The organism is Brevibacterium sp. ZH18 (genome assembly GCF_022748595.1).
GTDB lineage: Bacteria > Actinomycetota > Actinomycetes > Actinomycetales > Brevibacteriaceae > Brevibacterium.
The window spans coordinates 15,432-27,891 of record NZ_JALDSX010000028.1 but is presented as its reverse complement, the minus strand read 5'-3'; the positions used below and the strand labels follow the sequence as shown (position 1 = coordinate 27,891).

Annotated in this window: 10 protein-coding genes and 1 tRNA gene; 9 read left to right on the top strand and 2 right to left on the bottom strand. The window is 65.0% G+C overall.

Features of this window, described 5'->3' with window-relative positions; translation table 11 throughout:
- The first annotated feature begins 112 nt into the window (after window positions 1-112).
- The 3 genes from MPN20_RS11180 (at window position 113) to MPN20_RS11170 (ending at window position 3,393) form a co-directional block, all read left to right on the top strand.
- Entirely contained in the window at window positions 113-1,480 is a 1,368-nt protein-coding gene (locus tag MPN20_RS11180; RefSeq protein ID WP_242782160.1) for an FAD-linked oxidase C-terminal domain-containing protein, read from the top strand.
- Window positions 1,481-1,699: 219 nt separating this feature from the next.
- On the top strand, window positions 1,700-2,083 hold the full coding sequence (locus MPN20_RS11175) for a YciI family protein (RefSeq protein ID WP_242782156.1): 384 nt from the start codon (window positions 1,700-1,702) through the stop codon (window positions 2,081-2,083).
- A gap of 32 nt (window positions 2,084-2,115) precedes the next feature.
- Window positions 2,116-3,393, top strand: coding sequence for a DUF6596 domain-containing protein (locus tag MPN20_RS11170; protein WP_242782154.1), 1,278 nt, complete (start codon window positions 2,116-2,118; stop codon window positions 3,391-3,393).
- Window positions 3,394-3,411: 18 nt separating this feature from the next.
- On the opposite strand, the gene MPN20_RS11165 is transcribed toward MPN20_RS11170, so the two are convergent.
- Together MPN20_RS11165 and MPN20_RS11160 are read right to left on the bottom strand one after the other, a co-directional pair.
- Window positions 3,412-3,897: an anthrone oxygenase family protein gene (locus MPN20_RS11165; RefSeq protein ID WP_242782153.1), complete on the bottom strand. Its 486-nt coding sequence runs from the start codon at window positions 3,895-3,897 to the stop codon at window positions 3,412-3,414.
- Between the two features lie 249 nt (window positions 3,898-4,146).
- Window positions 4,147-4,230, bottom strand: a tRNA-Leu gene (locus MPN20_RS11160).
- Between the two features lie 518 nt (window positions 4,231-4,748).
- Here MPN20_RS11160 and MPN20_RS11155 point away from each other — a divergent pair.
- From MPN20_RS11155 to MPN20_RS11130, 6 genes are read left to right on the top strand one after another with little or no spacing between them, the layout of a single operon-like run.
- Complete coding sequence (locus MPN20_RS11155; protein ID WP_242782151.1) at window positions 4,749-5,597, top strand: DUF3662 and FHA domain-containing protein; 849 nt, start codon at window positions 4,749-4,751, stop codon at window positions 5,595-5,597.
- Entirely contained in the window at window positions 5,594-6,106 is a 513-nt protein-coding gene (locus MPN20_RS11150; protein ID WP_242782149.1) for an FHA domain-containing protein, read from the top strand. Before MPN20_RS11155 ends, MPN20_RS11150 begins: the two co-directional genes overlap by 4 nt.
- Window positions 6,103-7,617, top strand: coding sequence for a PP2C family serine/threonine-protein phosphatase (locus MPN20_RS11145; RefSeq protein ID WP_242782147.1), 1,515 nt, complete (start codon window positions 6,103-6,105; stop codon window positions 7,615-7,617). The genes MPN20_RS11150 and MPN20_RS11145 overlap by 4 nt, the downstream gene beginning before the upstream one ends.
- The gene (locus MPN20_RS11140) at window positions 7,617-9,095 is read left to right on the top strand and encodes an FtsW/RodA/SpoVE family cell cycle protein (RefSeq protein ID WP_242782145.1); all 1,479 of its coding nucleotides are present in this window, start codon (window positions 7,617-7,619) and stop codon (window positions 9,093-9,095) included. Before MPN20_RS11145 ends, MPN20_RS11140 begins: the two co-directional genes overlap by 1 nt.
- Complete coding sequence (locus MPN20_RS11135) at window positions 9,092-10,561, top strand: penicillin-binding protein 2 (RefSeq protein ID WP_242782143.1); 1,470 nt, start codon at window positions 9,092-9,094, stop codon at window positions 10,559-10,561. The genes MPN20_RS11140 and MPN20_RS11135 overlap by 4 nt, the downstream gene beginning before the upstream one ends.
- On the top strand, window positions 10,558-12,387 hold the full coding sequence (locus MPN20_RS11130; protein ID WP_242782141.1) for a protein kinase: 1,830 nt from the start codon (window positions 10,558-10,560) through the stop codon (window positions 12,385-12,387). Before MPN20_RS11135 ends, MPN20_RS11130 begins: the two co-directional genes overlap by 4 nt.
- Window positions 12,388-12,460 lie beyond the last annotated feature (73 nt).

Genomic DNA, 12,460 nt, shown 5'->3' with positions numbered 1-12,460 from the left:
ACATTGCCGAAGTCTCACTCTGATACGAGGTCCGGCCGGGCTCCTGAACGACTGATAGCCTCGCTGTGGATGATCGGAATTCCCCCGTTCGACGAAAGGCTCGACTCACAACATGGACGTTGTCACAACACTGCGGGAGGCTCTGCCCGCGGAGCTGCTCATCACCGACCCCGACTCGATGGACGCCTACCGCCAGGACCGCGCGTACGACCCGAATGCGGGGGTGCCGCTCGTCGTCGTCAAGGCCGGCTCGACTGCCGATGTGCGGACGGTGGTGAAGATTGCCGCCGAGGCGAAGGTGCCGGTCATTCCACGTGGAGCCGGATCCGGCCTGTCGGGCGGGAGCTCGGCCGTTGACGGCGCGATCATGCTCTCGCTCGAGACCATGCGCGACATCAGCATCGACCCCATCACCCGGATGGCCGTTGTGCAGCCGGGCGCGTTCAACGCCGAGGTCAAGGCGGCCGCTGCCGAACACGGCCTGTGGTACCCGCCGGACCCCTCCTCGTTCGAGTTCTGCTCGATCGGCGGCAACATCGCGACCAACGCTGGCGGTCTGTGCTGCGTGAAGTACGGGGTCACCACGGACTATGTCCTAGGCATGACGGTCGTCATCGCCGATGGCCGGGCGATCGAGCTCGGCGGACCGAGGATCAAGGACGTCGCCGGCCTGCCGCTGACGAAGCTGTTCGTCGGCAGCGAGGGAACACTGGGCGTCATCACTGAGATCACACTGCGCCTCATTCCCGCGCAGCTGCCGCCGACGACCATCGTCGCGATGTTCCCGCAGCTGAGTGATGCGACGTCGGCGGTGCTCGACATCTCTCGTGAGATGCGTCCGTCGATGCTCGAGTTCATGGACCGCGCCTCGATCAACGCAGTCGAGGACGAAACGAAGATGGGCCTCGACCGGGAGGTCCAGGCAATGCTCATCATCCAGACAGACGAACCCGGCGAGCATGCGAGCGCCCAGGCAGCGCGGATCGAGGAGATCTGCCTCGCAACCAATGCCTCCGAGTGCTACCTGACCAACGACCCGGAGGAGGGCGAAGCCTTCGTCACGGCACGCCGGATGGCCATCCCCGCGGTGGAGAAGCAGGGCGCACTCCTGCTCGAGGATGTCGGCGTTCCGCTGCCCCGCCTCGGCGATCTGGTCACCGGCATCGAAGCGATCGCAGTCGAACGAGACGTCACGATCGCAGTCATCGCCCACGCCGGCGACGGCAACACTCACCCTCTGCTCGTGCTCGATCCCAAAGATCCGGCGCAGCAGGAGCGCGCGCAGATCGCCTACGGCGAGGTCATGGATCTGGCGACCGGTCTGGGTGGAACGATCACCGGCGAGCACGGAGTCGGACGACTCAAGGCACCATGGCTCGAGTCCTACCTCGGCGCCGATGTCATGGAGCTCAACAAGCGCATCAAGTCCGCGCTCGATCCGGACAACATCTTCAACCCGGGCGCGGTGTACTCCGGCTGAGTTCGCAGGAGGCACTGAGTTCGCAGGAGGCACTGAGTTCGCGAGAGACTCAGTCTCCGTCCGAAGTAACGCATTCTCCGTTCGAAATCCTCACTCGCCGAGGCTGTCGCGAAGATCTTCGGCGACAATAGTCGTGCAGGTGTCGAATTCGCGCGGGCTCGGTCGTCTCATTGATGAGCGGCCGAGACACGGGCGCCACGAGACGAACGGAGCACAACGATGCGCTATTCACTGATCTTCCACGCACCCGATCCGCGTGAAGAAGGCAGCCCCCAGCCCTCTCCCGAGGCGATGGCCGAGATGCAGAAGCTCATGTCCGACTATGCCGACGCCCTCTATTCGGCGGGTGTCTTCATCGCCGCCGAGATGCTCGAGCCGACGGAACAGACAACGACCGTCACTCGGCGCACCGGCTCGGTCGTCATCGAAGATGGGCCCTTCGCGGCGAGCAAAGAGTCCCTGGCCGGCGTCTTCATCATCGACGTCGAGAACCGCGATGCGGCCCTGGCCTGGGCGGAGAAGTTCCCGGGCACGAATTACGGAACCATCGAAGTCAGAGCGGCGGCGATCTCCTATATCGATGGCCGCTGGGTCCAGCCCTGAGCTCACACCCGCGCGATCCGATCGATCGGACGATGGTCCTCTCCCAGGACGGCTGGGGGCGGATCATCGCCCTCATCGCGTCTGCGGACGGCGATCTGGCCGGCGCCGAGGATGCGCTGAGCTCTGCCCTCGAACGCGCAGTGAGCGTGTGGCGGGAGTCTGGGATCCCGCGCAATCCCGAAGGCTGGCTCTACCGGGTTGCGCTCAACGCACGACGGGATGCCTGGAAGTCGGCGGCGACCCGCACCTCGGTGCCGTGGGATCCCGATATCCACGACCACATCCAGAGCCGGCTCCGCGACGACGGAGACGCGGAGGAACAGACGGACTCTGACTCTCTGCCCGATCATCGCCTCGAACTGTTGGCCGCGTGCGCTCATCCGGACATCGATCCGGGGGTGCGACCACTGCTCATGCTCTCTGCCGTCATGGGCATGACCGGGAAGCAGATCGCGGTCGGAATGGCACTTCCGGCCGCGACCGTCGCCGCACGACTCACCCGGGCGAAAAAGCTCATCGCCGACTTGGGCATCGGCTTCGGCCAGCCGGACCGCGCCGATCTCGAGGTGCGGCTCCCCGACATCCACGAGGCGATCTACGGTGCCTTTGCCATCGACTGGGTGCATGCCGAATCGGAACCCCGGGACGGCATCGTCGGGGAGGCCCTCTACCTCTCGCGCCTGCTCGCCCAGCTGTGCCCCGACGATGGGGAGTCCCACGGACTCGCAGCAGTCCTCCATCTCTCCGCAGCACGCTTCCCCGCTCGCCGAGGTGGGGGCGGGGAATTCGTGTCCCTTGAGTCCCAGGACCTGTCGGCCTGGGATTCGACGCTCGCTGCACGGGGTGAGCATCATCTGCGGGAGGTTCATCGCACGAGGCAGATCGGTCGCTTCGGGCTCGAAGCAGCGATCCAGGCGCTGCACATGGCAGGAGTGCGCTCGGGCAGCACGGACTGGCCGATGTTGCTGCGCCTCCATGATGATCTCGGGGCGATCGCTCCAAGCCTCGGCGGCGCGGTATCCCGAGCGGCGGTGATCGCCGAGATCGACGGCCCCGAGGCCGGACTCGCTGCTCTCGACGATGTGGGCTCTGTGGGTGGGTCAGGTGGTGCAGGAGGACAGACGAATGCTGCCAAGCGCGTCGATTCGTTCCAACCCGCATGGGCTCTGCGCGCACACATTCTGGCCCGAGCCGGTCGATGCGACGACGCAGCTGAGGCGTATCGACGTGCGATCGCACTGACCACGGACCCCGCCGAACGCACCTTCCTCGAAAACACAGCCGGCGGCCGATGGCCCCGGCAACCGTAAGCCATTCCTAGAATCTGCCTAGGCCAAGGCGAGGGCAACGGCGAAGAAGACGAGCGCCGCGAGGCTGGTCAGCGTCCGCACGTGGTTCCACCGGTTCCACCGATCTTCGAACCGACTGCGTGCGGCACGGGCTCCCGCCTCGGTGCCGGTGTCGGCGCGATCGAGGCCGGTGTTGAGCGGAACGTTCACAACCGCCGTGACTGCGAATGTCAGCACCGAGCAGATCGCTCCGAGGACGAGCCACACCCATGGCACGCGACCATCCGTCACGATGTTCATCACCAGGGCTGCAGCTGCAGACAGCGGTGCCAGACCGAATACGGCTAGGAACACACCGTTGAGGATGGCCGAATTGATCGCGCGGAAAGCACGAGCATACGTGCGGTCGACAACGCGGCGGAAGCCGGGAATGACCGCCGTGCTGAACGAGAAGAACAGGCCAGCCAGCAGTCCGTTCAACACGATCGACAGGACGAGCAGGACAGAGGTGAGCGTTGAGAACATGGCATCCACTGCGGAGCCTTCCGATTGAAGTAATGCATCGTCCGCAGGACGCACGCTCGAGGAGACATGCAACCGGCCGCTTCCGACTCGAGCCTACCGAGTTCTCCTCCGGCCGCCTAAGCTCTGCCGTTCGGACCTGTGAGGTGGTTCACCGCCTGCGGGGCTACAGGGCTATAGATCAGATTGCAGACACGAAACAGCCCTCCACCTTGGCCCCGAAGGGTCCCGGTGAAGGGCTGTTGTCCACTGTGCGCGAGGGGGGACTTGAACCCCCACGACCTTGCGATCACTGGCACCTGAAGCCAGCGCGTCTACCAATTCCGCCACTCGCGCGAACAAGAGAAAACTCTAGCATCGCGCAGAAGAAACAGGAAACCGAGTACGGGTCAAACGTGCGAAACGTGTCCACCCTCACATTCGAGGAGAATCACGCTTCGAGCCCCTCGAGCCCCACATCCGTAACCGCCGTCACATCTCCGCTCGTCAGCGGCCCGCCGAGCACATAGAGTACTCAGAACCGTCTCCTATGCTGGACGACTCCCGGGAATCGAGGCACAGCTCTGCCCTGAGAATCCGGGAGACGTGAGTTGAGAGCCTCCCCGCGTTAGGATTGGGTGTTGGTGTCTCCGATTCACAGGTGCACTGCGAGTCTTGACCAGGGCTTCGACAGAACGTCGACGAGCTCTGAACCGGGCTTCGACAGCGCACCGCAGCAGGGCCGGAAACACTGAACAGACGTGAATAGACAAGAACAGACATGTGCAGACATGTTCGGACACACAGTTCGGACAGGTCGAGCCGGTGGCGAAGGGTTCGCCGCTGAAACAGCGAGACCTGAAGGAGGAGGTGCCATGGGGATTCTCGATCGCTTCGAGAAGGGACTGGAGAATGTCGTCAACGGCGCCTTCGCCAAAGCGTTCCGCTCACAGGTCGAACCCGTCGAGCTGGCCGGCTCACTACGCCGTGAGGCCGACAACAAAGCAGCAGTGGTCTCCCGCGGTCGCACGCTGACCGCCAACCACTACACCATCGAACTCTCACCGACGGACTTCGATCGCCTCTCCGGACTGGAGAACGAGCTTCGCTCCGACCTCCGTCAGGTCATCGGCGATCACGCGGTCGAACAGGCCTACAGCTTCGTCGGTCCCGTCTCCGTCGACTTCGTCGAAGCCGACGACCTCGACACCGGCATGTACCGCGTCGTCTCGAGCACCCAGCGCCCCGACGGCTCACCGGCGGCTCAGCCGGCCAACCGCGGCGGCTACGACCCCGCCTCACGGGCACACAACATCGTCGGCGAGGGCTCGGCGAACTCCGGTTCCCGCCCGGTCGCTCCCCGCCGTGCACCGGAGCCGGCACCACCGCGGGCGTCGACCCCGATCCGCCAGGCCGCTCCTGCCCGCGCACGCACGATCACCGCCAGCGTGACCGTCCACGGCACCACTCACGAACTGCGCCCGGGCACACATGTCTTCGGCCGTTCCTCGGCCAGCTGCGACATCGTCATCGACGATCCGGGCGTCTCCCGTCGTCACTTCGAGATCACCGTCGAACGCGATCACGCGGTCGCCAACGACCTCGGATCGACCAACGGAACACTGCTGCGAGGACGCAAGCTCACCTCGGCGAACCTCACCGACGGCGACGTCCTCATGGCCGGAGATGCAGAAGTGCGCTACAGCGAACAGGAAGTTCAGTGAGCGAATTCACCGTCACCGTCTTCCGGTTCGTCTTCTTCATCATTCTCTGGCTCTTCGTATTCGGTGTGGCAGGCGTGCTGCGTCGCGACATCTTCGGACCCAGGCGCGGATCGAAGAAGTCCCGCCGAGGTGGCCGTTCGTCCCGCACGTCGGCCCCGCCCCAGCAGGCCAGCCAGCCGGCACCCGCACCAGCACCCGTGAAGCCGCAGTCCCAGGCTCACCCGGGATCCATCCGGGTCACCGCCGGTCCGCTGGCCGGAACCTCGGTGGTCCTCTCCGGAGCGCCTGTGACCTTCGGCCGGGCACCGGACAACACGATCGTCATCAATGACGACTTCGCCTCCAGCCACCACGCGCGCATCATTGCCGCCAACGGCTCCTGGGTCCTCGAGGACCTCAACTCGACGAACGGGACCATCGTGGACGGTTCACGCATGCACTCGCCGATCGGCCTGCGCATCGGCACCCAGATCACCATCGGCCATACGACGCTGGAGACCCAATCGTGACGACCGACGGAACGATCACCCTCCGCTCTGCTGCCCGGTCTCATACCGGGCTGGTTCGTAAGAACAACCAGGACTCCGGCTACGCAGGACCAAACTTTTTGCTCGTCGCCGACGGAATGGGCGGACATGCGGGAGGTGACGTCGCCTCGGCGATCACAGTCGCCAGGCTTGCCGACCTCGATCGCGAACCCAGCGGCGACGACGCCCTCGAGATCCTGCGCACCTCCATCCTCGAAGCCAACGACCGCATCTGCCGCGGTGTCGGCGAACAGCCTGAACTCGCGGGCATGGGCACCACGGTCACTGCGCTGCTGCGCGCACCGGGCAACCGCTTCGCTCTCGCCCACATCGGCGATTCCCGCGGCTACGTCCTGCGCGACGGCACGCTCCAGATGGTCACGCACGACCACACGTTCGTCCAGATGCTCGTCGACGAGGGTCGGATCACCCCCGACGAGGCCGAGACCCACCCCCAGCGGTCGGTCGTCATGAAGGTCCTCGGCGACGTCGGCGCCTCCCCCGACCTCGATCTCTCCCTGCGTGAAGCTCACGTCGGCGACCGCTGGATGCTGTGCTCCGACGGCCTCACCGGCTTCGCCGATACCGCGGACATCGCCGAGGTGCTCTCCGAGATCGCCGATCCCGACGAGTGCTGCCGCAAACTCATCGACCTGGCACTGGCCGGCGGTGGCGCGGACAACGTCACCGTCGTCATCGGCGATGTGCTCGAGGGCACCGTCGAAACCGCCCAAGGCAGCGCGGTCGGCTCCGTCCACCTCAATCCGCAGTACGCGACGATCGGCACGAGCGCCGTCGGCGACGCCCCCACCGAGGCTGTCCCCCACTACGGCGACAACGACGACGTGCCCACCGACACCGTCCCACTGCAGGCGGTCGACAACGAGGACAAGCAGGAGCCCACCGCCGAGGTGGTCCCACCCTCCCAGCGCACGGATTCTCCGGACTCGGAGGAGTCCGAGGCCCCGCGCAGGGGTTCTCGGCGCGCCGGCTCCCGGAAGGCGAAGACGGGCGCGGCCGTATCCGCCGAGGAGGATGACCTCGACGCTGACGACGACGAGGTCGAAAAGCGGTCCTACCTGGGCTGGATCATCGCGGGAATCGTCATCATCGCTCTCGCAGTGGGCGGATTCTTCGCCTACAACTACATGGACAACCACTACTACCTGACGAACAACGACGGAAAAGTCACGCTCTACCGCGGCCTCGACACGACGCTGGGCCCGATCGAGCTCAGCCGTCTCGAGGACACCACCGACATCGAAGTCGGCACTCTCAACAGCTTCTCCCAGGACCGTCTGCGCAGCTCCATCCAGGCCGACTCGCGCGATGAGGCCAACCGCATCATCGACAACCTCCGCAAGGAATCCGAGAAGTCGGGCAATGTGTCCGGAAACGTCGAGGACGGCGCGAGCCCGAGCGACCCGGCGCCCTCGCCCCCGAGCTCCCAAGCGGTCAACCCGAGTGATGCGATCACCAAGGAGTCAGACTGATGTCCGACTCCTCCAACCAAGTTGCACGGCCACGGCCCTACCGCTTGGCTGAGCTCGGTCTGCTCATTCTCGCCATTGCCGTGGCGACGAGCGCCTACGCCCTCGTCGGGCTGGGCACCGAGGATACGATCCCGACCAACGTCTACCAGTACGCAGCCTGGCTAGCAGCCCTCGGCCTCATCATCCACGTCGTCGTGTGGTGGAAGGCCAAGTACGCCGACCCTGTGCTCGTCCCGATCGCCGTTCTGCTCAACGGCCTGGGTCTGGCCATGATCTACCGTATCGATCTGGGTCGCGAAGAGATGAAGAACAGTGCCCTGACCCAGCTCGTGTGGATGACACTCGGCGTGGGACTGGCCATTCTGGTCATTTTCGTCGTCAAGGATCATCGCTGGCTGCGCCGGTACACCTATGTGTCAGGGTTCGCCGCTCTCCTCTTCCTGCTGCTGCCTCTCATCCCGGGCCTGGGCAAGACCGTCAACGGCGCCCGCATCTGGATCGGCATCGGCCCGATGTCCTTCCAGCCCGGTGAGATCGCGAAGATCCTGCTCGCGATCTTCTTCGCCGGCTACCTCGTGTCCTACCGCGACCAGCTGGTCGCGGCCGGGCCGAAGATCCTGGGCATCCGGTTCCCGCGCCTTCGCGACTTCGGTCCCATTGTCATCGCCTGGGTCGCCAGCGTCGGAATCCTCGTGTTCGAGCGCGACCTCGGCACCTCGCTGCTGTTCTTCGGGCTCTTCGTCGCCATGCTCTACGTCGCAACGAGCAAGGTCTCCTGGATCATCCTCGGCCTCGGCTTCTTCGCGGTCGGCGCGGTCGCCGCGACCTTCCTCTTCTCTCACGTCGGACAGCGTGTGTCCGGCTGGCTCAACGCACTCTCACCTGCTGAGTACAACAAGACGCCCGGCGGTTCGTATCAGCTCGTCCAGGGCCTGTTCGGAATGTCGAACGGCGGCCTTGTCGGGACCGGACTCGGCCAGGGCCGGCCGAACATGGTCCCCTATGCCGAATCCGACTTCATCTACGCCAGCCTCGGCGAGGAGCTGGGCATGGCGGGCCTCTTCGTCATCCTGCTCTGCTACCTCTTCATCTTCCAGCGCGGCATCCGGACCGCCCAGCAGCTGCGTGACGGCTTCGGCACCCTGCTCGCCACGGGCCTGAGCTTCACGATCGCCCTGCAGGTCTTCGTCGTCGTCGGCGGCGTCACCCGGCTCATCCCGCTGACGGGTCTGACCACGCCATTCCTCGCTCAGGGCGGTTCGTCCCTGATCGCGAACTGGGTGATCATCGGCCTGCTCCTGCGGATCTCCGACAACGCGCGCAGGCCAGTCGAGGAGTTCCACACCGGCGTCCTCAAGATCACGGAGGACCCTGTCGAAGCCCCCGCCTCGGACGAGGCGCCCACCACGAACCTGAGGTCCGAGGATCTCGACACGAACAGGCCCGTAGACCCGGGCATGACTGGAGGTGGACGATGAAGAAGTCTCTGACCCACATCACCGTGGTCGGGTTCGTCATGTTCGCGCTCCTGTTCGGTTCGACGAGCTGGGTGCAGTTCGTGACCGCCGATTCGCTCAACCACAATGCCCTCAACAACCGGCAGGTCCTCGACCAGCTGGCGCGTGATCGCGGTCCGATCCTCGTCGACGGGAAGAAGATCGCCTATTCCGAACCGGTCGACGACAAGTACAAGTTCCAGCGCAAGTACGGTTCCGAAGGTCTCGATCCTCGCGCCTATGCCTCGATGACCGGGTTCTACTCGATCGTCTCGGGCGCCTCGGGAATGGAACGTGCGAGCGGTGACCTCCTCTCCGGCGATTCCGACGCCTTGTTCTACGACAAGGTCGGCAGCCTCTTCACCGGGGAGCAGCCTCGGGGTGCGGCCGTCGAACTCACGATCGACCCGAAGGTGCAGAAGGCGGCGTGGGACGGTCTCGGCAACCAGAAGGGCGCTGCTGTCGCCCTCGACCCGAAGACCGGAAAGATCCTCGCCATGGCCTCGACGCCGGGCTGGAATCCGAACCCGATCGCCAGCCATGACCCGAAGGAGGCCCGCTCGGCCTTCGACGCGCTCAACTCCGCTGAGGGCAAGCCGGCCTACAACCGTGCGATCGGCGGCAACCTGTACCCACCGGGTTCGACCTTCAAGGTTCTCGTCTCGGCGGCAGCGCTGGAATCCGGCGACTACAAGCCCGAATCGCAGCTCAACGGCCCGGCCCGTCTCGACCTGCCCCAGACCACGTCCACGATCGGAAACTCCCACCCGGGCGCCTGCCGCAACGGCGGCAAGCCGACCATGGAGCAGGCACTCGCAGAGTCCTGCAACACGGCCTACGCCTCGCTCGGCATGGACCTGGGACAGGACGCGATCCGCAAACAGGCCGAGAAGTTCGGCTTCGGCCAGGATCTCGACATTCCGCTCAAGGTCTCTCCCTCCACATTCCCCGACGACCTCAACCCGCCCCAGCTGGCTCAGTCCTCGTTGGGACAGTTCGAGGTCAGGTCGACCCCGATGCAGATGGCCATGATGACCGCAGGCATCGCGAACGGCGGAAAGATGATGAAGCCGCAGCTCGTCGATCGGGTGCTCAACGCGAACACGCTCGAGCCGATCGAGAAGACTCGGCCGAAGGAGCAGTCGCGCCCGGTCTCCGGGAAGACCGCTGATCAGCTGACCACGATGATGGAGGACGTCGTCACCGACGGCACCGGCTCCGTCGCGAAGATCAATGGGACGAAGGTCGCCGCGAAGACCGGCACCGCCCAGAACGCCACAGGCGCGGCCCCACACGCCTGGTTCATCTCCTTCGCCCCCGCCGACGACCCGAAGGTCGCCGTGGCGGTCGTCGTGGAGAACGGCGGCAACGCGGGCAATGAAGCTTACGGAGCGACGGTCGCAGGACCGATCGCCAAGAACATGATGGAAGCGGTGGTCGAGAAATGAGACCCGTCGAAGGCACCGTGTTGGGAAACCGATACACGCTCAGCTCCAGGATCGCCGTCGGCGGTATGGGCGAAGTCTGGAAAGGCGTCGACTCCGTGCTCGGCCGTGAGGTCGCCGCCAAGATCCTCAAGGACGAATACCTGTCCGACTCCACGTTCCTCGCCCGGTTCCGCGCCGAGGCGCAGAACATGGGTCGCGTCTCCGACCCCGGAATCGCCGGAGTCTTCGACTACGGCGACGAAGACGGCTCTCCGTACCTCGTGATGGAATACGTCCCGGGTGAGGCACTGTCGGCGATCATCGAACGCAGTGCACCCCTGTCCGAGACGGACACCCTGTCCATCGTCTCGCAGGCAGCACAGGCCCTCGGTGCCGCCCACAAGGTCGGTGTGATCCACCGCGACATCAAGCCCGGCAACATCCTCATGACCCCCGACTTCCGGGTGAAGATCACGGACTTCGGCATCGCCCGCGTCACTGATCAGGCACCGCTGACGAAGACCGGACAGGTGATGGGCACCGCGCAGTACCTGGCGCCCGAACAGGCGACCGGTAAGGGTTCGGGCCCGGGCTCGGACCTCTACGCGCTCGGCATCATCGCCTATGAGGCCCTGGCCGGACAGCGTCCCTTCACCGGCGACTCGCAGGTCGCAATCGCGATCGCCCAGGTCAACCAGCAGCATCCGCCGCTGCCGGACACGGTCTCGGAACCGCTGCGTCGCCTCGTCGACTGCCTGCTCGAGAAGAAGCCCGAACGCAGGCCCTCCGATGCCATGGCGGTCTCTAAGGCAGCGGACGCACTGTCCAGCGGCGATATCGCCGGAGCAGAGGAGATTCTGCCGCAGATGCGCCACGGGAATGCGGCCTCCGAGGCGCTGACCCAGGTATTCAACAATCCCGAACCCGTGCCGACGACCAAGGCCATGCCGATCACCTCGTCCAATGACGCAACCCGGGTCAACCCCGGTGCTGCCGCGGTCGGAGCCGGCGCTGCTGCAGGAGCAGGGGCGGTTGGTGCGAACGCGGCGAACGGCGGCGAAGTCGACGCACGGACCGCGGATGAGGACACGGCGGACAAGTCTTCGAACAAGGGCCGTGCCCTGATCTGGATCCTCGCGATCGTGGCCCTCATCGCCGTCGGCTCTCTGCTCTGGTTCTTCCTCGGCAACGGCGGAAATCAGCCGGAACCTGGACCGAGCTCATCGGAAGCCACGACCTCCGCGTCTCCTGAGGCAATCACGATCCAACCCAGCGATTACATCGGACAGACCGAATCCTCGGCGACGGAGAACCTCCAACAGCAGGGACTCGAGGTCGACACTCAGACCATCGATTCGTCCCGGGCTGCGGGAACGGTCGCCGATGTGGGCAAGGGCGACAACGGGTACACCTTCGAGAAGGGTGACACCGTCACGCTCTACATCTCGGCGGGCCCGTCCGAGAACACTCAGACGCCGGAACCGCCGAGCACTCCGAAGCCGACGAAGTCGGACAGTGACAACGGCTCGAGCTCGGACAGCAAGGACTCGAAGAACTCCGAGAGCGACTCGAACAGCAAGGATGCGAGTTCGTCGAGCAGTTCCGACTCGAGCTCCGATAAGAGTTCGAAGAGTGACTCCTCGTCCGATTCGTCGAGCAGTTCCGATAGCTCCAGCAGCTCGGATCCCGGCTCGTCGAGCAGTTCGAGCAGCGATGCCAGCAGCAGCTCGGATCCTGGTTCGTCGAGCAGTTCCAACAGCTCGAAATCCAGCTCGAGCGCCAACGGTCAGGACAGCTCGAGTGCCAACGGCACCGGCTCGAATCCGAACGGCGGAGCCAATGGCTGATGAGCACTGCTGAGCAGAAGACCAGTAATCTTTGTGAATTGCGGAGAACTTTCCCACAACGTGGGTGAATCAA